This window comes from Hymenobacter yonginensis, from assembly GCF_027625995.1.
Lineage (GTDB): Bacteria > Bacteroidota > Bacteroidia > Cytophagales > Hymenobacteraceae > Hymenobacter > Hymenobacter yonginensis.
Map to the genome: position 1 here is coordinate 3644154 of NZ_CP115396.1, position 18091 is coordinate 3662244.

At 62.2% G+C, this 18091-nt stretch carries 20 protein-coding genes; 12 read left to right on the forward strand and 8 right to left on the reverse strand.

Annotation, left to right across the window (positions count from 1 at the left end):
* Positions 1-108: 108 nt before the first annotated feature.
* Positions 109-1188, reverse strand: a complete 1080-nt coding sequence (locus O9Z63_RS15755; RefSeq protein ID WP_270126272.1) for a patatin-like phospholipase family protein — start codon at positions 1186-1188, stop codon at positions 109-111.
* Positions 1189-1374: 186 nt separating this feature from the next.
* Between O9Z63_RS15755 and O9Z63_RS15760 the strand changes: the two genes are divergently transcribed.
* The 4 genes from O9Z63_RS15760 to O9Z63_RS15775 all read left to right on the forward strand — a co-directional run bounded on the left by O9Z63_RS15760 (position 1375) and on the right by O9Z63_RS15775 (position 5348).
* Positions 1375-2364, forward strand: coding sequence for an NAD-dependent epimerase/dehydratase family protein (locus tag O9Z63_RS15760; RefSeq protein ID WP_270126274.1), 990 nt, complete (start codon positions 1375-1377; stop codon positions 2362-2364).
* A 216-nt stretch (positions 2365-2580) separates the two neighbouring features.
* Positions 2581-3312, forward strand: a complete 732-nt coding sequence (locus tag O9Z63_RS15765) for a DUF3891 family protein (protein WP_270126276.1) — start codon at positions 2581-2583, stop codon at positions 3310-3312.
* Between the two features lie 147 nt (positions 3313-3459).
* Positions 3460-4497, forward strand: a complete 1038-nt coding sequence (locus O9Z63_RS15770) for a helix-turn-helix domain-containing protein (RefSeq protein WP_270126278.1) — start codon at positions 3460-3462, stop codon at positions 4495-4497.
* Positions 4498-4556: 59 nt separating this feature from the next.
* Complete coding sequence (locus O9Z63_RS15775) at positions 4557-5348, forward strand: SDR family NAD(P)-dependent oxidoreductase (protein WP_270126280.1); 792 nt, start codon at positions 4557-4559, stop codon at positions 5346-5348.
* 114 nt (positions 5349-5462) lie between these two features.
* On the opposite strand, the gene O9Z63_RS15780 is transcribed toward O9Z63_RS15775, so the two are convergent.
* The gene (locus tag O9Z63_RS15780; RefSeq protein WP_270126281.1) at positions 5463-6257 is read right to left on the reverse strand and encodes a DUF6503 family protein; all 795 of its coding nucleotides are present in this window, start codon (positions 6255-6257) and stop codon (positions 5463-5465) included.
* A gap of 156 nt (positions 6258-6413) precedes the next feature.
* On the opposite strand from O9Z63_RS15780, the gene O9Z63_RS15785 reads away from it, so the two are divergent.
* The 3 genes from O9Z63_RS15785 (at position 6414) to O9Z63_RS15795 (ending at position 9646) form a co-directional block, all read left to right on the forward strand.
* A complete protein-coding gene (locus tag O9Z63_RS15785) occupies positions 6414-7382 on the forward strand; it encodes a YihY/virulence factor BrkB family protein (protein WP_270126283.1) in 969 nt (322 codons plus the stop codon).
* A gap of 276 nt (positions 7383-7658) precedes the next feature.
* Positions 7659-8882: a hypothetical protein gene (locus tag O9Z63_RS15790; protein ID WP_270126284.1), complete on the forward strand. Its 1224-nt coding sequence runs from the start codon at positions 7659-7661 to the stop codon at positions 8880-8882.
* Between the two features lie 47 nt (positions 8883-8929).
* Positions 8930-9646, forward strand: coding sequence for a hypothetical protein (locus O9Z63_RS15795; protein WP_270126285.1), 717 nt, complete (start codon positions 8930-8932; stop codon positions 9644-9646).
* 77 nt (positions 9647-9723) lie between these two features.
* On the opposite strand, the gene rlmN is transcribed toward O9Z63_RS15795, so the two are convergent.
* Complete coding sequence (gene rlmN / locus O9Z63_RS15800) at positions 9724-10791, reverse strand: 23S rRNA (adenine(2503)-C(2))-methyltransferase RlmN (RefSeq protein WP_408613903.1); 1068 nt, start codon at positions 10789-10791, stop codon at positions 9724-9726.
* Between the two features lie 152 nt (positions 10792-10943).
* Positions 10944-11369: an acyl-CoA thioesterase gene (locus tag O9Z63_RS15805; protein WP_270126289.1), complete on the reverse strand. Its 426-nt coding sequence runs from the start codon at positions 11367-11369 to the stop codon at positions 10944-10946.
* Between the two features lie 156 nt (positions 11370-11525).
* Here O9Z63_RS15805 and mnmD point away from each other — a divergent pair, with 156 nt between their 5' ends.
* The 5 genes from mnmD to O9Z63_RS15830 all read left to right on the forward strand — a co-directional run bounded on the left by mnmD (position 11526) and on the right by O9Z63_RS15830 (position 15281).
* Positions 11526-12212 (forward strand): tRNA (5-methylaminomethyl-2-thiouridine)(34)-methyltransferase MnmD, encoded by a 687-nt coding sequence (mnmD, locus tag O9Z63_RS15810; RefSeq protein WP_270126291.1) that lies wholly within the window; start codon positions 11526-11528, stop codon positions 12210-12212.
* 33 nt (positions 12213-12245) lie between these two features.
* Positions 12246-12938: an HNH endonuclease gene (locus O9Z63_RS15815; RefSeq protein WP_270126293.1), complete on the forward strand. Its 693-nt coding sequence runs from the start codon at positions 12246-12248 to the stop codon at positions 12936-12938.
* Positions 12939-13009: 71 nt separating this feature from the next.
* On the forward strand, positions 13010-14230 hold the full coding sequence (locus O9Z63_RS15820; RefSeq protein ID WP_270126294.1) for a DUF2157 domain-containing protein: 1221 nt from the start codon (positions 13010-13012) through the stop codon (positions 14228-14230).
* The gene (locus tag O9Z63_RS15825) at positions 14227-14829 is read left to right on the forward strand and encodes a GDYXXLXY domain-containing protein (protein ID WP_270126296.1); all 603 of its coding nucleotides are present in this window, start codon (positions 14227-14229) and stop codon (positions 14827-14829) included. Before O9Z63_RS15820 ends, O9Z63_RS15825 begins: the two co-directional genes overlap by 4 nt.
* Entirely contained in the window at positions 14829-15281 is a 453-nt protein-coding gene (locus O9Z63_RS15830; protein ID WP_270126297.1) for a hypothetical protein, read from the forward strand. The genes O9Z63_RS15825 and O9Z63_RS15830 overlap by 1 nt, the downstream gene beginning before the upstream one ends.
* Before the next feature lie 3 nt (positions 15282-15284).
* Here O9Z63_RS15830 and O9Z63_RS15835 read toward each other — a convergent pair whose 3' ends face one another.
* The 4 genes from O9Z63_RS15835 to O9Z63_RS15850 form a co-directional block, all read right to left on the reverse strand.
* Positions 15285-15806: an ExbD/TolR family protein gene (locus O9Z63_RS15835; protein ID WP_270126299.1), complete on the reverse strand. Its 522-nt coding sequence runs from the start codon at positions 15804-15806 to the stop codon at positions 15285-15287.
* Positions 15807-15937: 131 nt separating this feature from the next.
* Positions 15938-16477 carry an ExbD/TolR family protein gene (locus O9Z63_RS15840; protein WP_270126301.1) on the reverse strand — a complete coding sequence of 180 codons (540 nt, stop codon included), beginning with the start codon at positions 16475-16477 and terminating at the stop codon, positions 15938-15940.
* Positions 16478-16553: 76 nt separating this feature from the next.
* Positions 16554-17126 (reverse strand): 5-formyltetrahydrofolate cyclo-ligase, encoded by a 573-nt coding sequence (locus O9Z63_RS15845; protein WP_270126303.1) that lies wholly within the window; start codon positions 17124-17126, stop codon positions 16554-16556.
* Positions 17123-18067 carry a hypothetical protein gene (locus O9Z63_RS15850; protein ID WP_270126304.1) on the reverse strand — a complete coding sequence of 315 codons (945 nt, stop codon included), beginning with the start codon at positions 18065-18067 and terminating at the stop codon, positions 17123-17125. The genes O9Z63_RS15845 and O9Z63_RS15850 overlap by 4 nt, the downstream gene beginning before the upstream one ends.
* Positions 18068-18091: the final 24 nt, after the last annotated feature.

Genomic DNA, 18091 nt, shown 5'->3' on the forward strand with positions numbered 1-18091 from the left:
CAGGGTTTAAACCTTGGGCTAGTGAATTGTTCAGCGAAACGGTAGAGATGCTTCGACTACGCCTCCAGCTTCGCTCAGCATGCCGTTCTTACTACCGCGCGCTTCTTTCTACCGCCCGAAAAACGCCTGCACGCCCTTCCGGCCGCTGGCCATCAGGCGCTGCTTGTCGGCGTCGGGCATGCGCTTGATTTTGGGGGCGAAGCCTTCGGTGTTGATGCTGATGGTGCGGCTCCAGTCCTGGGCGCGGGTGGGGTTGAGGGTTTCCTCGGTGAGGTTGTACAGGGCCCCGATGTAGCTGCCGAAGCCGTTGATATCGTAGGGGGCCAGCTCCTGGCGGCCGGTGGGCAGCGTATCGCAGGCAATCTGCTCGGCCCGGTCGAGGCGCAGACCCAGGGTTTCGGGGTTATACACGCGGCCTTCGGCGTCGGGCTTGGTGGAGGCGGAAAGCTGGGTGGGCAGGTAACGCGGGTAGTCGAACAGTTCCACGGGGTAGTTGGCCAGCAGGCCGCCATCTACCAGCACCTGCACGGGCTGGCCTTTCTCGGGCTTGCCCTGGATGACGTTGCCGCGGGCATCGAGCAGCACGGCCCGGAAGTAGAGCGGAATGCTCATGCTGATGCGCACGGCGTCGGCTACGCGCAGGGTGGGGTTGGTTTCGTGGCTGAACACCTGCACGCGCTGTTGGGTGAGGTTGGTGCCGGTGGTGTAGAGGTCGAGGTAGCGGCCGGGCTGCTGCTGAGCCAACTGGTGCAGGCCGGCCAACGTCAGGTCGGGTTTGCCGGTTTTGCGGGCCACCAGCTGCCGGATGTTCTCCGTGAGGGCGTCGCCGCGGTACCAGCCAAACTGCTTGGTGAGGCGGTGGCTGCCCCCGATGAACATAAACCGGCCGTCGTTGAAGCGCTGGATGGGCGTGTTATTGACTACGTCGATGATTTCGCGGGGCGAGTAGCCCACGGCCAGCAGCGCCGCCTGAATGGCCCCGGCCGAAGTGCCACCGACCCGCTGCAACCCCGCCAGCACGCCCTGCCGCTCCAGCTCTTCCAGCGCCCCCCCGTAGGCCACGCCCCGGATACCGCCGCCTTCCATCACCAGATTACGATACACGGGCCGGGCCGCCGGCTGGGCCGCGGGCTGTGCCAGTGCGGGCAGGCTGCCCAGCAGCCAGAACAACAGGAATCGGTAGCGCATAAAACAGACAGGTAAACCGGTAACGACAGGAGTTCAAATATACCGGGGAAGTTGCAGCCGGGCTACTGCCGGGCCGTAGCGCAAGCGTTGCAGTTCGCGCTACGGCACACCTGACCTCCCCGAAACCCCGGCGGCCCGTATCTTTGTATTTCTTCACCACCCAGTTACCCCTCCCCACCCTCCCGAATGGCTACACCCAGCACTTCCGCCGCCACCCCCGGCGACACCATCCTCGTTATCGGCGCCGGCGGACAGCTGGGCCTGGAGCTCACCCACGAGCTGCGCCAGATGTACGGCGCTTCCAACGTAGTGGCCGCCGACGTGCGCCCCCCCCAGGACGCCGAAACCACTCAGGCCGGCCCCTTTGAGCTGCTGGATGTGCTGGATAAGAACCGCCTGGAAGACGTGATGCGCCAGTACAAGCCCACGCAGGTATACCACCTGGCGGCGCTGCTGTCGGCCACGGCCGAGAAGAACCCTAAGTTTGGCTGGCAGCTGAACATGGACGGCTTGTTTCACGTGCTGGATGCAGCCGTGGACCTGGGTGTGCGGCAGGTGTACTGGCCCAGCAGCATTGCCGTGTTCGGCCCCGATACCCCGCGCGACAACACGCCCCAGCTCACCATCATGAACCCCAACACGGTGTACGGCATCAGCAAGCTGGCCGGGGAGCAGTGGTGCGAGTGGTACTTCCGCAAGCACAGCCTGGATGTGCGCAGCCTGCGCTACCCCGGCCTCATCGGCTACAAGAGCCTACCCGGTGGTGGCACCACCGACTACGCCGTGGACATTTACCACAAAGCCGTGGCCGGCGAGAACTTCGAGTGCTTCCTGAAAGAGGACACTTACCTGCCCATGATGTACATGCCCGACGCGCTGAAGGCCACCCTGGACCTGATGCATGCCCCGGCCGACAACATCCAGGTGCGCAGCTCCTACAACCTGGGCGCCATGAGCTTCAGCCCGAAGGAAATTACGGCCAGCATCCAGCGCCACTACCCCGATTTCCAGGTCACCTACCAGCCCGACCAGCGCCAGCAGATTGCCGACTCCTGGCCCGCCAGCATCGACGACAGCAAAGCCCGCCACGACTGGAACTGGCAGCCCCAGTTCACGCTGGACAAGATGACCGACGACATGCTGCTGCACCTCAAGGAAGCCGTGGTACTGAAGTAGCGCGAACTTTGTAGTTCGCGTCCCCACGCCGTTCGAACAATTCTATCGGCGCGGTGGCGCGAACTACAAAGTTCGCGCTACTGGTTGTCACGCAGCTTACCATCTTGGAACGCCCTACCTCATTTGGTGGGGCGTTTGTGTTTCCTGTTGAGTGGCCGCAAACCTCCGGCCGCTGGCTGCGTTTCTGAAGCTGCACCCTTTTCCGCGCCCCGCTCCATGATTGTGAACCATACGCCCGCCGGCTGGCAGATTATCTACCAGCAGGCCCACGCGCTGCTGGCGGCCCAGCTACTGCACCAGTGGCCCCCGTTTCTGCCCCTCGACCAGTGGGTGGGCCTACTGGCCGCCGCCGCCCAGCACGACGACGAGCAGGCCGACTGGACCGGGCACTACGGCCTTACGCTCGCCGGGGCCCCGGCCAACTTCACCATGAAGGAATTCTCGCTGGAGCAGGCCACCCGCCTGATGAATGCGGCGCGGTTCCAGGGTCGCTGGCGCAGCCTGCTCACGAGTATGCACCTGAGCACGCTATATGAAAGTCTACGGGGCGAAAAGCCGGAAATCGACCAGTTCCTGGACGAGCAGCTGGCTTGTCAGAAAACCTGGCGGCGGGAGCTGAAACTCAAAAAGGCCGAGGCCGACCAGGCCTACGCCCTGCTGCACTGGTGCGACCGGCTCAGCCTAATTCTGTGCCGCCAGGAGCTGCCGGAAATGGGCCGGGCTCTGGAAATCCACCGCGGGCCCGACGGCTACACCCACCACGTGCTGCGCCCCACCGAGGACGGCCCCGTGCAGGTACAGCCCTGGCCCTTCCGCGAGCCGCAGCTTGCGGTGAGCGTGGAGGCCTCAGTGCTGCATCAGCTGCAGTTCCGGGATGATGCCGAGCTGGCCACGGCCCTGCGCGAAGCCCCCATCGAAACCCTGCGCTGGGAGCTGGCGAAAGGGTAAGCGGACGGCCGAGCAGTATGCAGTACAAGCGCCAGGGGGTGCGTTGTGTCGTTGCTGCGCTTGTTTGGGCCACGTCTTCGTTCAACTAGGAAACGTAAAACAGGGCGTCTTTGCTTCGTTCGGCCTGTCAACCACTATTCTGACCGTATGGCTTCTTCTTCCGTGGCAATTCCGATACTGTCCGGGCGGGCGTACCACCAGCTGTTTTTTCAGGGCGAAGGCCGCTCGTTGGCGCCTGTACCCAGTGGAACCACCACCATCGAGCATTTCGAGATTCACCGGCGCGACGACTTCCGCTACAAGTGCAAGGATACCATTGAGGCCAATCGCCTCGATTTTTACCTGGTGTTCATCGTCACGGGCGGGGAAGGCATCCACACTTTCGGGGCCGAAACCCATTACGTGCGCGAAAACATGCTCTGCTTTATCGGGCCGCACACCATCACCAGCTGGCAAACCACCGTGCCCGACCACCAGGGCTACTTCTGCGCCTTCTCGGAGGATTTCTTCAATGCAGACCGCGCCGACAAGGGCCTGCTGCGCAGCCTGCCGTTTTTCCGGGTGGGCGGCGGGGCCAGCACGCTGCAGCTGGAGCCCGCGCAGACGCGCTACTTCCTGGAGCTGATGCAGCACATGGAGGCCGACTACCAAGCCGGGGCCGCCGAGCACGCGCCGCTGCTGCGGGCCCAGCTTCAATTGCTGCTGCAGCGCGCCTACGCCCTTTACCACCACGCCAGCCCCCGGGCCGAGCAGCGCCACTCGGCGGGTGTGCAGCTCACCAATGCCTTCCTGGCCCTGCTCGACGCCGATTTCGCCCGCCTGCCCCTGCGCCAGACCACCGTGGCCCACTACGCCGACCGCCTGCACGTGAGCCCTAACCACCTGCATGATATGGTGCGCGCCCACACCGGCCGCTCGGCCGGGGCCGTGGTGCAGGCTCTGCTGGTGCGCACGGCCACGGCTTACCTAGTGGGCACGGCAGTGCCGGTGGCGGAAGTAGCCCGGTTGCTGGGCTTTGCCAGCGCGGCCTACTTTGCTCGGTTTTTCCGTCGCCACACCGGCCAGAGCCCGTCGGCGGTGCGGGCCGGCGGAGTGGTGGCGGGGCTGGGGGGCTTCGATTCCGTGGAAAGTGCTGGTAGTTCCGTGAAACCGACTCAACCGCCGGGCGCGCTTTCCGTGTTGTAGAACCAACCAACCGGCCGCCACTTCCGGCAGGCCGGCTCCACCTTTTGCGTTTCCTCATCATGGACTTACAGCTCACCGACAAAACCGTCCTCATCACCGCCTCCACCGGCGGCATCGGCCTGGAAATGGCCCGCACCTTTGCCCGCGAGGGCGCCCGCGTGATTGTGAACGGGCGTACGGCGGCCAGCGTGGAACAGGCCATCAGCCAGCTACGGCAGGAGTTTCCGGCGGCCCAGCTGCTGCCCCTGGCCGCCGACAACGGCACGCTGGAAGGCACCGCCCAGACGCTGGCCCAGTACCCCGAGGTGGACGTGCTCATCAACAACCTGGGCATCTACGAGGCCACCGACTTCTTCGACACCACCGACGAGGCCTGGCAGCGGCTGTTTGAAGTGAACATCCTGAGCGGAGTGCGCCTGAGCCGCCACTACCTGCGCGGCATGCTCGGGCGCGGCACCGGCCGCATCCTGTTCATCAGCAGCGAATCAGCCCTGAACCCGGCCCCGGAAATGGCCCACTATAGCGCCACCAAGATGATGCAGCTCTCCGTAGCCCGCAGCCTGGCTGAAATGACGAAAGGCACGGGCGTGACGGTGAATGCGCTGCTGCCCGGCTCCACCCACACGCCCGGCGTGGAGGAATTCATCCGCCAGGTATTCCCCGAAGAAACCGACTACCCCACCGCCGAGCGGCGCTTCATGGCCGAAAACCGCCCCACCTCCCTCATCGGCCGCCTCATCCAGCCCCGCGAAATTGCCGATTTCGCCGCCTTCGTGGCCAGCCCGCTGGCGGCGGCCATCAACGGGGCCAGCCTGCGCGTAGATGGCGGCCTAGTGCGCAGCGCCGTGTAGTAGCGCCGGGCTTGCACCGACGCAAATCTGTGTCATCAGACCTATTCCAATACGCAAAGCGCCCCGGCTACACCTGGTAGCTGGGGCGCTTGCTGTATCAGGAAATCCCGCAGCCTAGAGCTTCTCTACGGGTTTGGGGTTCTGCATCACGCCGGCGGGCACGTTGCTGAAGGCCGAAATGTGGCCCAGCTTGCGGCCGTCTTTGCCGTCGGTGCGGTCGGCGGCCAGCAGGATGCCGTTGAATTTCTGGTAGCCCACCCAGCGGCGGCGGAAGGCAGGCTGGGCGTCGGTGGCTTTGGGGAAGTAGGCCCACTCCTCCATCAGGTTGGTTTTGGGGTTGATGAGGACTTCGTACTTGTTGTCGGGCGTCACGCCTACGTTCTTGAAGGTCATGTTGAGCACCTCGGCCGGCTGCCCGTCCATGAACTTGCCCGCGCCCTTGTACGTCAGCGTCACGCCCGAGTCCTTGAGCTTGAAAGGCATCAGCAGCCACCACGAGTTGTTCACCCAAATCGGGTACATGCGGCTGAGCAGCTTTTCGCCGTCGGGGGTGGCCGAAATGTCGCGGCCGTTGCGGAAGGCTTTGCCCTTTTTGCTTTGCAGGTTATACACAGCCACGGTGCTGTCTTTCTGCCAGCGGAAGTCGCCGGTCTGCTTGTCCCAGAGCTGGTAGGAGCCGTCGAGGAAGTCCCAGCCCAGCAGGCGGGTCTGCTGCCAGGCCGGGTAGCCGCCCATGGCCAGCATCACCTTATCGGCCAGCTGCGTGGCTTTGGCGTCGGAGCCGGCTGCATCAAAGCCCTGGCCGGCCGGATAGCTGCCTTTCGGGGTTTTGGCCGGCTTGGTTGTGGAAGTCTGAGCGAAACCGGCCAGGGGCAAAGCCGCCAGCGCGGCCACAAGAAGAAAACGCATAGGTCAGGAAAAAAAGCAGGAAACGAAACCGGGCCGCAAAGTAGCTCGCCCGCCGGGCTTCTCTACGGAAAGCTCCCGCAATTGGCCAACTCTATCCAACGCCACCCGCGCCAGGCCCGTACTACCGCCAAACCTTTCCCCTGAATCGTGCGCCTTATGGCTACCCATTACAAGCTTTCCGACGTCCTCAACATCCTCAAAACCACGGCCGGGGAGTTTATGGTCAACAACTCGTTCCGGCACGCGGCAGCGCTATCGTACTACACTATCTTCTCGCTGCCGCCGCTGCTGCTCATCGTCATTACGGTGGCCAGCTCGGTGTATGGTAGTGAAGCCGTCACGGGCCAGGTATACGGGCAGCTGCGCGGCTTCGTCGGGCCCGACTCGGCCAAATTTCTGCAGGATTCCATTGCCGAGTTCACCAAGCAGCAAAAGAGCGGGCTGGCCGCCGTTATCGGCATTGGCACGCTGATTTTTGCCGCCACCACGTTCTTCGTAACCCTGCAGGAAAGCATCAACGACATCTGGAACCTGAAGGTGAAGCCCCGCAACGGCCTCTGGCAGTTCGTGCGCGACCGGCTGCTGTCGTTCGGCCTGATTCTGAGCGTAGCCCTGCTGCTGCTGATTTCGTTTGTCATCAGCGCCATGCTGTCGGTGTTTACCGGCTACCTGCAGCGGCTGCTGCCCGAAGTCACGGTAGTCATCATCCACCTCGTCGATTTCGGCCTCTCGCTATTCATCACCTCCTTGCTGTTTGCTCTTATCTACCGGTTCCTGCCCGATGCCATCATCCGGTGGCGCGACGTGGGCGTGGGTGCCTTCATCACGGCCCTGCTGTTCATGATTGGCAAGTACCTGATTGCCGCCTACATCTCCTACGCCGAGCCGGGCTCGGCCTTTGGGGCGGCGGGCTCGGCCATTCTGCTGCTGCTGTGGGTGAACTACTCGTCGCTGATCATCTTCTTCGGGGCTGAGTTCACCCAGGAGTTTGCCGACGCCTTCGGGCAGAAAGTGCAGCCCAAAGCCCACGCCGTGCGCATCGAAACCCGCGAGGTGCCCAAAGGCGAAAGCCCAGAGGAAATCTCGACGGGCCGGCCCCGCGCCGAGGGCCGCTGGCGGGCCTAGCCGGGGCAAGTGGCCCCGCGCCAGTGCAAATTCAGCTGGCTATCGGCCAACACAGGCAGCCTTTCAAGGCACCGCCTGAAGTCCCTGATACAACTACTAAACGACCTATCAAAAAAGGCATCCTGGCTATTCAGGATGCCTTTTTATTTGTGCCAGCCTTCTGAAAGGGCGGCATTCAAAAGTCTGATGAAGCGACATTGTGGGGCACCTGGAGCATAGAGAGTTATGGCCAATCGTGTAGGTTTGGCTTACTCTTCTACTCCACTCTCCCGCAGTATGTATCGCCTATCCTTACTCCGCTTTTTACTGCCCGCCTGCCTGCTCGCCGGCCACGCCTACGCCCAGCAGCCCGTTACCCAGCCGCTCTCCTTCAGCCCGGCCATCGGCCCGGTTCTCGACCAGCAGGAAAAGCGCGACTACGGCCTGCTGCCGGAATACTCCATCAAGGATTTCCAGGAAGCGCGCCTGCTGCAAATCATGACCCCCGACAGCGCCCTGACCCTGCAGGTGCAGCTCCAGGATGGCCGCACGGTGCTGCGCCCCTACACCCCGGCCGAGTTGGCTGGCGCCCGCAGCCTGATTGCGGCCCGGCAGCGGGAGCTGGCCGCCACCAACCTGCAGCCCGGCACTGCCGCCTCGCCCGACTCGGTGGGCCGCCGCTACCGGGTTACGCTGCGCTCGGGCTCGGCTTTTGATGGCGAGCTGACTGACCGCCAGCCCCAGCGGCTGCAGTTTCTCACCAAAGACCTGGGCGTGGTGCAGGTGGAGCGCGCCAACATCGAGCGGCTGGAGGAGCTGACGTCGGAGGTGGCGCGCCGCCCGGCCAACTGGCACAACATCGGCAACGGCAACCGCCTGTTCTTCGCACCCACTGCCCGCAACCTGCGCCAGGGCGAAGGCAGCCTGCAGGATATCAGCCTGTACTTTGTGGGCGCCAACTACGGCTTCACCGACAATTTCTCGATGGGCGTGATGTTCTCGGCCATTCCCACGGTGCCGCTGCAGGACCAGTTCCTGGCCCTCACGCCCAAGTTTTCGGCAAAAATCTCGGAGAAGTGGCACGCCGGTGCCGGCCTGCTCTACCTGCGCATTCCTGATTTCGAGTATGGCAACAACTCTTTCGGCGTAGGTCTAGCCTACGGGTTGGCTACCTACGGATCGGCCGACGACAATTTCACGGTGGGCCTGGGCTATGGGTTTTCTGGCAGCGGCATACTATCTACCCCGGTGCTGCAGGTTGGCGGCCAGAAGCGCATCAGCCGCCGCGTGTCGCTGATCAGTGAAAACTACCTGATTGCCAACTCTAAAACGGGAATGGGCGGGTTGTACGGGGCCAAAATCAACTGGCGGCGTACCTCGCTGGGGCTGGGCGCCTTCTATGCGCTGGCCTACAACAACAACGACGACAATTACAACGATTACGGCCCGCGCGTCTTTTCTTCCTACATCGTGCCCGTGTACTACGACTTCACGTTCCGCTTCGGCAAAGGCAGCAAATAGGGCAGCCAAGAGCTTCGGTATTGGCAGCCGGGTGATACATTTAACGCATGAAAATTTTTATCCTACGCGTTGTATTGCTGATAAGCCTATGCAGCACTACCCTTACGGGCCACGCCCAAACTGCCCCCGACAGCCTGGCCGAACAGAAAACCATTCGCCTGGCCGGCGCTGATATCTGCCGGCAGCTGGAGGCCGAAGACAAGAAGAAGCCGCTCAGCAAGCTCTCCAAGGACGAAGCGCAGCAGCTCTTTATTCGCCTGACGATGATCAGCGCCGCCAACAACCCCGACTTCATGACCCTGCTTACCAGCGGCGGTGAGGGCACCCGCGACGCCATCAGGGCCAGGGGCGAGGAGATAGGGCGCCAGATTGCCATGTGGCTGCTGGTCAACTGCCCCGTCGGTCAGCAGTTGTTCATTCGCCTGGGTGCCGAACAGCTGAACCAGCCGCAGCCCGTGCCGCTGCGGCCGGAAGAAGAAAAAGCCCTGCGGCCAATAGCCAGCGCCCTCTGCCGCGACCTGCAGCCCCGCGTTGGCACCATCAAAGCCCTGAGCACTGATGAGCGCCAACAGGTGGTAACCCAGGCGTTTGAAAAGCACCTGAAGGCTCACGCCTCGCAGCTCAAAAAGGTGTTCGGCGCCGACATATTCGAGAACCAGGACCGCATGCGCGACATGGGCACCAAAGTGGGCCTGCAGATGGCTACCGAATGCCCCGAAGCGGTGATGCTCTTCTCTGACTTCAACAAGAAAACGCAGGAATAACAGACTCCTGCTTTCAACAAAAAAGGGCCCGGCATTACTGAATGCCGGGCCCTTTTACTTGCATGAGTAGGTGCAGCCTACGCCGCCTCCGACTTCTCCTTCACGGCCAGCTGCCCGCAGGCGGCGTCGATGTCTTTGCCGCGGCTGCGGCGCAGGTTGGTTTGCACGCCGCGGTCGGCCAGGTACTTGAGGAAAGCCATGAGCTTCACCTCGCCAGTGTTTTTGTAGTCGGCGTTTTCGATGGGGTTGTACTCGATGAGGTTCACCTTGCACGGAATCCACTTCGTGATTTGGAGCAGTTCCTCGGCGTCCTGCAGTGTGTCGTTGAAGCTCTCGAACACAATGTACTCGTAGGTGACCTTGCGGCCCGTTACTTGGTGGTAGTGCTTGAGAGCGTCTTCCAGCGAAGCCAGCGAGTTGGCCTCGTTGATGGGCATGATTTCGTTGCGCTTGGTGTCGTTGGGCGCGTGCAGGCTCAGGGCCAGGTTGGCCTTCACGCCGTCGTCGGCCAGCTTCTTGATCATCTTGGCAATGCCGGCGGTGCTGACCGTGATGCGGCGCGGGGCCATGTTCAGACCGTCGGGGGCGGTGATGCGCTCAATGCTTTTCACCACGTTGGCGTAGTTGAGCAGCGGCTCGCCCATGCCCATGTACACGATGTTGGTGAGCGGCGTGCCGTACTGGGCCTCGCACTGCTCGCGGATGCGCACCACCTGGTCGTAGATTTCGGCGGCGTCGAGGTTGCGCTTGCGGTCCATGTAGCCGGTAGCGCAGAACTTGCACGTGAGCGAGCAGCCCACCTGCGAGCTGATGCAGGCCGTCATGCGCGTGTCGTGCGGGATGAGCACGCCTTCCACGATGTTGCCGTCGAAGAGCCGGAACGCCGATTTGATGGTGCCGTCGTTGGAGAGCTGCTGATTTTGCACCTGCACGCCGTTGATGACGAAGTGCTTCGCCAGCAGCTCGCGGGTGGCCAGGCTGATGTTGTTCATCTCCTCAAACGTGCCGGCCGTGTTCTTCCAGAGCCACTCACTCACCTGCTTGGCGCGGAAGGGCTTTTCGCCGTGCTCCACCATAAAGGTTTTGAGCTCGTCGGGGGTGAGTTTGCGGATGTCGCGCTTGGAAACTACGGGCAGGTCAATCATCATAGCGCAAAGATACAACGAGCGAGGCAGTTGGGTTCCACGGAAATCGGGCAGTAGCGCGAACTTTGCAGTTCGCGCCTCCGCACGGCTCAGATGGCGCTTGCGGCGCGGGGGCGCGAACCGCAAAGTTCGCGCTACTGCCGGCCTGGCTGTCAGCCCGCCAGATGGGTTAGCTCGGCCTCGGTGAGGGGCAGCAGCTTGCGGGTGGTGTAGTCGAAGGCAAGCATGCCGGTTTTGGCCCGCGCAATTTCGCGCTGCTCCTGGTTCCAGACCTGGTACACGATGTCGAAGCCATACTTGTGCGGGTCGGCCACGGCCATATCCACGCGCAGCGTATCGGCGTGGAAGGCCTCGCCTTTGTACTCGATGGCCACGTCGGCCATGATGTGGCCGCGGCCGGTGGCGCGGTCGACCTCGGGGCGGCCCAGGTGCAGCAGAAACTGCACGCGGGCCTCGTGGAGCAGCCCCAGCAGCGAATCGTTGCCGAGATGGGCGCCGTAGTTGAGGTCGGTGATGCGCACGGCGAGGGTGCTGGAAAAGCGGAAAGTTTCCGGTAGATTTACTTTGATGCGGGCCATGTAGCGGAACGATAAGAAAAACGGGTAGCCTTCCTACGCACGGCTTGCAGGCCGGGTGACGAGAACGAGGCAAACGGGGCGTTTTCTTGCCGGCCGCTGCTGCCCCGCCTCGCCTGCTCCTGCCTGCCTACACACCTGCTCCTCAACCGCTCCCGTATGCTCACCCCTACCGTAGAAGTCCGCACCACGGCCGACGGCTCCAGCACGCTGTACGTGCCCGCCCTCGACGAACATTACCACTCCACCCACGGCGCCATTCAGGAGGCGCAGCACGTGTACCTGGGCGCGGGCCTAGCCCCCGTGATGGCCGCCGCCACGGGCATGGTGTGGGTGCTGGAAGTTGGCTTCGGCACCGGCCTGAACGCCCTGCTCACGCTGCAGTACAGCCTGGCCAGCCCCCACCCCATCTTCTACGATACCATTGAGAAGTACCCGCTGCCACCGGCCGTTATCGGGCAGCTGGGCGTGGAGCGCTACGTACTCAACCCCGAGCTGCTCGACTACCACGAGCAGATTCATGCTGCCGGCTGGAACACGCCAGTGGCCCTCACGCCGCAGTTTGCGCTGCTGAAGCTGGCCGGCGAGCTGCAGCACACGCCCCTGGCCGAAGACACCTACCACGTCATCTACTTCGACGCCTTCGCGCCCGAAAAGCAGCCCGACATGTGGACCGACGACATCTTCCGGCAGTTGTACGCCGCCACCGCGCCGGGCGGCTGCTTGGTGAGCTACTGCGCCAAAGGCAGCTTCAAGCGCAGTCTGCAGGCCGCTGGCTGGCAGGTAGAGCGGATTCCGGGCCCGCCCGGCAAGCGCGAAATGACGCGGGCCTGGAAGCGGGGGTAAGCATTTATCTTAATATAATATAAACCACAGAATATGGAAAGACCTGCAGTATGGAGAATGGTTAAAGAGGCCGTGGAGGCACACAGCGGTAAAGCAAGTCGAAGAGAAATAAAAGAATACATACACACTAAGTGGCAAAACGTAAAAGACCACACAATTATTTGCCAGATTCAACTTCTGACAGTTAATCATAATTCAAGAATACATTGGTCTGAAAATCAGCGCCCCCGACTGACTAATTCAAATTCTGAATATGATTTATTTTTTGAAGACAATGACAAGACATTGCATTGTTATGTCCCCAATAGACATGGCATTTGGGAAATTCACAAAATTGGTGATGAAAAATTTTCTATAAGGTTGTTCAAACCAGAATCAGTATCGCATAATGATGAGGAAGCCGAATTCCATGAAGGCACGCCTTACCAAATTATACAAACTCAGTATGAGAGAAACCCAAATGCACGAGCTGCATGTTTAAAGCATTATGGACATTCTTGTTGTGTTTGCAATTTTAATTTCACAAGTTATTATGGTAAAATTGGAGAATACTTTATTCATGTTCACCATTTAAATAAAATATCAGATATCAAGAAACATCACTCAATTGATCCGATAAAAGACTTGAGACCAGTATGCCCAAACTGCCATGCTATGCTTCACACATCAAACCCACCTTTGTCTATTGAAGATTTGCAGACAATAATTATAGAAAGAGCACAATAGAATATTGGTTCATCAAACTTTAACAACCTAAGCGAGATACACTATCATTTGCTGCTTAAGTTGCAGCCATTATGAGTCGAAGAGTACTGGAAACCGACGGGCGGGACTGGGTGCAGCGGGGCATCATTGCGGAAGAGCAGCGCGTGCAGCTGCTGGCGCTGTACCCGGCCGAGCGGCCGCCCCTGGCGCTGCTGCCGCTGCTGGGCAGCCTCCTGATTCTGCTCAGCGCCCTGAGCGTGGTGGCGGCCAACTGGCAGGGCCTGCCCGAAGTGGTGCGGCTGGCGTTGCTGCTGGGCTCGTTGGCCGGCACCTACGCCGCCGCCGAGTACTTTCTGCGCCGCCAGTACGAGTCGTTGGGCATGGGGCTGCTGGGGCTGGGGCTGCTGCTGTTTGGCATCAGCATCCTACTCACCAGCCAGATGTACCAGCTCATTGGCTACGACCTGTCGGGGCTGGTGGCGTGGGCAGTGGCGGGCGTGGCCCTCACGTGGGTGTACGGCAGCCGGTTCCTGTTCATCCTGACCGTGGTGATTGGCGGGCTGGTGCAGGGCTACAACACCGGGCAGCTGGGGGCGTTCAGCTACCTCACGGCCGGCCTCACGGCGGGCGGGCTGGGGTACTACTGGTGGCGCCGCCCCGATTCGGTGCTGGGGGCGGTGTTGGCCTCGGGGCTACTCTGGCAGGCGGCGCTGCTCATCAGCCATTTGCACATCAAAATCACCTGGTTTTTCCTGCCGGCCATGCTGCTCTACGCTTTCGGCGACTGGCAGCCTGACCGGCCGGCCGGCCGCGCCCTGCAGGGGCCGCCGCTGGTAGCCGCGTTTGTGTTCACGCTGGGGCTGGCTTTGTTCGGCGAGTCGGACATCTATGCCGGGCGGCTGCGGGCGCCTATGCTGCCGTATCTGGCGGCGCTGGGAGTGGTACTGGCGCTGTCGGCAGTGGGCAAGCAGCGGCGCGGCCGCCTGGGCAGTCTCACCGACTGGCTGCTGCTGCTGCCGGGCTTCTATTTCACGGGCGGACTGCCGCTGGCCGTGGCCACGCTGGTGGTGCTGTACGCCTATTCCGGGGCCGTGCTCTGGCGCGCCCACCAGGAGCAAAACCCCGACCGGGTGACGCTGGGCACCGTGCTGTTCATCCTGACCACCGCCGTAGCCTACTTCAAGCTGACGTGGGGCTTCATGGATAAGTCGTTGTTTTTTCTGCTGGGCGGCGGGCTGCTGCTAGGTTTGAGCTGGTGGCTGCGCCGCCGGGCAGCGCGCACGTTTTCAACCTCTGAAGCTTCCAAGCCATGAGCGCGCCTGCTACGCCCATACCTGCGGCGGCCGGCGCTCAGGTAGCCACGGCCATCGTTCGGCCCAGCCACACGCTGCCCGAGCCCCGGCGGCGCCGCTGGCTGTGGGGGCTGGTGGTGGCGCAGTTGCTGTTTGTGCTGGCGGTGGCCGGAGCCGGCTACGCCACCGAGCAACTGGGCACCACCATCACCCTGCGCACCGCCCCCGCCGACCCGCGCGACCTGCGTTTCCACGATTATCTGGAGCTGCGCTACCTCATCAGTGAGCTGCCCGGCCACCTCTGGAAGGGCAGCGCCGTGCCCCGCCGCAAAGCCCCGGTGTACGTGGTGCTGGAGCAGCGCCAAGGCGTCTACGAGGCCGTGGCTGTGCACCCGGAGCAGCCGGCCATCGGCCCCGGCCAGACTGTTCTGCGCGGCTGGGTGCAGGAAACGTGGCGCCGCAGCATGCGCCTGCGCTACGGCCTGGAGCGCTACTACCTACCCGAGGAAGCGCGCCGCCAGCTGCGCCGCCCGCAGCCGCTGCAGGTCACGGTTAGTATTGCGCCGTGGGGGCAGGCGCGCATCTCGCAGGTGCAGGTGCTGCCCGCTTTGCCCCGCTGATGACGCGCCGCTTTCTGCTTTTGCTGCTGGGCTGCGGAGTGGTGGCCGTTGTGCTGGCCGGCCTGTTGGTGGGGTTCGGGGCGCTGCTGCAGCCGCAGCTGGATATTCAGCTGCACAACACCTACATCGTGCTGCCGCCTTACTGGCTGGTGCTGGCGCTGCTATTGCCTATGCTGCTGCTGGCGCTGGCAGGCACGGCGTTGTGGCGGCGCAGTCCGCGCCTGACATATGCCGTGCTGGTAGCGGCCAGCCTGCTGCTGCTGCTTGGGGCCGACTATGCCACCGACGCCCTTACGCAACTGGCGGCGCTGGCGGTGCCGCCGGCGTTTCCGGCCGGCAGTGCGGCCGCTCCGGCCCGCTGGCTACTGCTGGCGCGGGCGCTGCACCTAGCCGCCATAGCCGGGGTAGGCTACGGGTGCTACCAGTTGGGCCGGCGAGCCATGCGCCGGTAGCGGCTAGTGCCGCACCTGGGGCCGGTAGTCGAGGAGCTGCTGGTCGGCGGGGGTGAAATCAACCAGAGCGTATTGCTGCTGGTCGGTGATGTTCATTTCGTCGAGCACGTCTACCAGGTCGCGGTATTTGGCGTCGGGGCCGGCCTTGATGAGCACGAAGGGCGCAGGCTGCTGCTGCTGGCGGTCCAGCAGAATCTGGCGCAGGCCAGCGGAGCTAAACGTGGTGGTACGCAGCGTCGGCTTGGTTTCCGCATCGTTCAGGCCGAAGAAGTAGTGCACCTGGCTGTCTTTGCCCAGAATCAACGTCAGGGCTTTGCTTTGTTTGAGCGGGGTGGCGGGGCCTTTGCCGGCGGGCATGGTCAGGTCCATGGCATTCTGCCGGGCAAACGTGGTGGTGAGCATGAAGAACGTGAGCAGCAGAAACGCCAAATCCACCATTGGGGTCATATCGAGGCGGAAGGCCGACTTTTTCACGCGGGGTTTCGAGCCACGGGCGGCAGGGGCGGCGGTTTGGAAGTCGGCCATAACGATGCTGGGGGTTAAGTGAATACCGTTTGTATTCAGCCAACGCTATGGTGCAGGTCGGTATTGTGCGCCTGCAGGGTTTGCGGCTGGTCAACCAGTGCTGACACCACTATGGTAGGCTCCACCGCCACCTACAGGCGCTTACGGTTCATCTGTTGCGCGTATTCAATCAGTTGCTCGTCTTCTGCCGTGAGGTCTGCTATGGCGTAATTGCTGGTTTCCGTAATGTTCATTTCGTCCAGCACATCTACCAGCGCTTGGTAAGACGATTGGTTGCTGGGTTTGATGAGGACTAACGCTGCATACGGATTCTTCCTGTTCTCTAACAGCACTTGACGCAAGCCCTCAGCACTGAAATCAGTCTGCTTCAAATCGGCTTTAGACAGCACCGAAGCCAATCCAGGATAACAGTAAAGTTTATCGTCTGCATCAATCAATACTGTCATAACATTCAGATAGCCACCACAAACAGCGCCCATATCCTCTGGCTTTGGCTTCACGGGCATCGCCAGTTCCATAACCGTAGGCCGGGCAAAATAAGCCGCCATCAAAAAGAAGCTAACCAGCAGAAACCCCAGCCCTACCATCGAGGTCATATCGGGCGACGAGGCAAGGCGGCGGCCGGCACGACGGGCGCGACCGGTGAAATGCGGGGATTGAATGTGGGCCATAGCCTGAATGTAGAGAATCGGCGTCATTCACGCACATCTACTCCACACAAAAAACTGGCTTACAGCGGCTCTCCGCCTAAAACCACCACACCCGTTCGGGCGTGAGGCAGGCATGCAGGGGCACGTCGCCGGCCCAGGCATCGGTAATGCGCGCAACCGGCGGCTCCAGGCTTACGCCAATACGCAGCGCGTCGGGGCGGCATTCAGTCAGAAAACGGTCGTAGAAGCCTTTACCGTATCCGACGCGGTGGCCGGCTTCGTCGAAAGCCAGCAGCGGAATCAGCACGGCATCCAGTTGTGCGGGGTGCACTTCGGCGGCACTTACCGGCTCCGGAATGCCCCAGCGGTTTTCTACCAGCGTCGTTTCGGGCGTGAGGTGGAAGTGGCGCAGCGTGTGGCCGTCGGGCTGCACCACGGGCACGGCCAGCTGCAAGTGCGGCTGCTGCGCCCACAGCTGCCGGATCAGCGGCCAGGTATTGGGCTCGTGCTGCTGCGGAATTGGCAGAAACAGGTGCAGCCACTGCCACTGCGCTACCGGGAAACCGGCCTGCAGCTGCTCCCACAATGCGGCGCTGCGGTGCGCCACTTCGGCTTCGGGCAGGGCGCGGCGGCGGGCCAGGGCTTCGCGGCGCAGGTCGGCTTTGGTCATGGGCGACGGGCAGGAGCCAGTTGGAAGGCCTTCATTGCCACGGTGCTGCCGGCGTCGATGCCGAAATAGTCCCACGGGTACGGGGGGAAATGACCGCCCAGCGCTACCAGAATGGCGTTGCGCTTTTCCCGCTCCCCTACTAAGTGGTACAGATAGGCTAGGTTGTTATTGGCATAGATGGATACCAACGTGTTGCTCAGCGGCAGCTGCGGCTGCGCCAGCACTTCTTCCAGCAGCTCCTGGTAAGCCGGATACCACCGCTGCAGGGCCGATGACTCATTTTCCAGGTCGGCGTCGCTGTACGCCTCTACCAGAAACATCAGCCAGAGCGTGTGGCGCAGCGCATCGTCCTCCACCGACTGGATGTAGCCCACCAGCTCTTCTTCGCTGCCCAGCCATTTGGGCGAGGCCAGCTTGAACACGTGGTGGTAGGCCCAGAACTTGCGCGCGTCCACCGCAATGCTTTGGTGAAAGGCCGTCATGGCGTGGTCGGGCTCACTCAGGCCCATTTCCACCCGCACCAGCCGGGCGCGTGCTTCGCAGAGGAAGGCTGGGGTGGCGAAAGGGCCACCCAGTAGCCCGCGGGCCAGCAGCAGGTAGTGCTCAAAGCCTTCCATCTGTGACTTCGATACATCCTTGGCCAGCAGGCCGGAGCGCGCCTGCCAGGCCTGGTAGAGGTACCAGGCTCCCAGCACCAGCCGGGCAAACTCCGGCTCTGGGTCCTTTGCCAGCGGCAGAATCTGCTTATTGAATTGTTCGGTCAGGCAGATACCGTCCAGCAGGCGGGAAAGCTCATCCGAAGTCACGCTCAGCGCTATCTGCCCGATTTGGTCCCACTTTTCCTGCTTTACCAAAGGCGTCAGCTGCCGGGCCTCCAGCAGGCCAAACGACAAATCACGGGCAGTAGGGGCGCCAAACAAAGCACGGATCCGGGAAAACATAGGTTGCAGTTATAAGGCCGGCGG

What these genes read in the sequence shown, in the direction of transcription:
- O9Z63_RS15815 (WP_270126293.1), top strand. Translation starts at nt 12,246, where the DNA reads ATGGAAAGACCTGCAGTATGGAGAATGGTTAAAGAGGCCGTGGAGGCA.
- O9Z63_RS15805 (WP_270126289.1), bottom strand. Translation starts at nt 11,369, where the DNA reads ATGGCCCGCATCAAAGTAAATCTACCGGAAACTTTCCGCTTTTCCAGC.
- O9Z63_RS15850 (WP_270126304.1), bottom strand. Translation starts at nt 18,067, where the DNA reads ATGTTTTCCCGGATCCGTGCTTTGTTTGGCGCCCCTACTGCCCGTGAT.
- O9Z63_RS15775 (WP_270126280.1), top strand. Translation starts at nt 4,557, where the DNA reads ATGGACTTACAGCTCACCGACAAAACCGTCCTCATCACCGCCTCCACC.
- O9Z63_RS15785 (WP_270126283.1), top strand. Translation starts at nt 6,414, where the DNA reads ATGGCTACCCATTACAAGCTTTCCGACGTCCTCAACATCCTCAAAACC.
- O9Z63_RS15835 (WP_270126299.1), bottom strand. Translation starts at nt 15,806, where the DNA reads ATGGCCGACTTCCAAACCGCCGCCCCTGCCGCCCGTGGCTCGAAACCC.
- O9Z63_RS15760 (WP_270126274.1), top strand. Translation starts at nt 1,375, where the DNA reads ATGGCTACACCCAGCACTTCCGCCGCCACCCCCGGCGACACCATCCTC.
- O9Z63_RS15845 (WP_270126303.1), bottom strand. Translation starts at nt 17,126, where the DNA reads ATGACCAAAGCCGACCTGCGCCGCGAAGCCCTGGCCCGCCGCCGCGCC.
- O9Z63_RS15795 (WP_270126285.1), top strand. Translation starts at nt 8,930, where the DNA reads ATGAAAATTTTTATCCTACGCGTTGTATTGCTGATAAGCCTATGCAGC.
- O9Z63_RS15820 (WP_270126294.1), top strand. Translation starts at nt 13,010, where the DNA reads ATGAGTCGAAGAGTACTGGAAACCGACGGGCGGGACTGGGTGCAGCGG.
- O9Z63_RS15790 (WP_270126284.1), top strand. Translation starts at nt 7,659, where the DNA reads ATGTATCGCCTATCCTTACTCCGCTTTTTACTGCCCGCCTGCCTGCTC.
- O9Z63_RS15825 (WP_270126296.1), top strand. Translation starts at nt 14,227, where the DNA reads ATGAGCGCGCCTGCTACGCCCATACCTGCGGCGGCCGGCGCTCAGGTA.
- O9Z63_RS15770 (WP_270126278.1), top strand. Translation starts at nt 3,460, where the DNA reads ATGGCTTCTTCTTCCGTGGCAATTCCGATACTGTCCGGGCGGGCGTAC.
- mnmD (WP_270126291.1), top strand. Translation starts at nt 11,526, where the DNA reads ATGCTCACCCCTACCGTAGAAGTCCGCACCACGGCCGACGGCTCCAGC.
- O9Z63_RS15830 (WP_270126297.1), top strand. Translation starts at nt 14,829, where the DNA reads ATGACGCGCCGCTTTCTGCTTTTGCTGCTGGGCTGCGGAGTGGTGGCC.
- rlmN (WP_408613903.1), bottom strand. Translation starts at nt 10,791, where the DNA reads ATGATTGACCTGCCCGTAGTTTCCAAGCGCGACATCCGCAAACTCACC.
- O9Z63_RS15755 (WP_270126272.1), bottom strand. Translation starts at nt 1,188, where the DNA reads ATGCGCTACCGATTCCTGTTGTTCTGGCTGCTGGGCAGCCTGCCCGCA.
- O9Z63_RS15780 (WP_270126281.1), bottom strand. Translation starts at nt 6,257, where the DNA reads ATGCGTTTTCTTCTTGTGGCCGCGCTGGCGGCTTTGCCCCTGGCCGGT.
- O9Z63_RS15840 (WP_270126301.1), bottom strand. Translation starts at nt 16,477, where the DNA reads ATGGCCCACATTCAATCCCCGCATTTCACCGGTCGCGCCCGTCGTGCC.
- O9Z63_RS15765 (WP_270126276.1), top strand. Translation starts at nt 2,581, where the DNA reads ATGATTGTGAACCATACGCCCGCCGGCTGGCAGATTATCTACCAGCAG.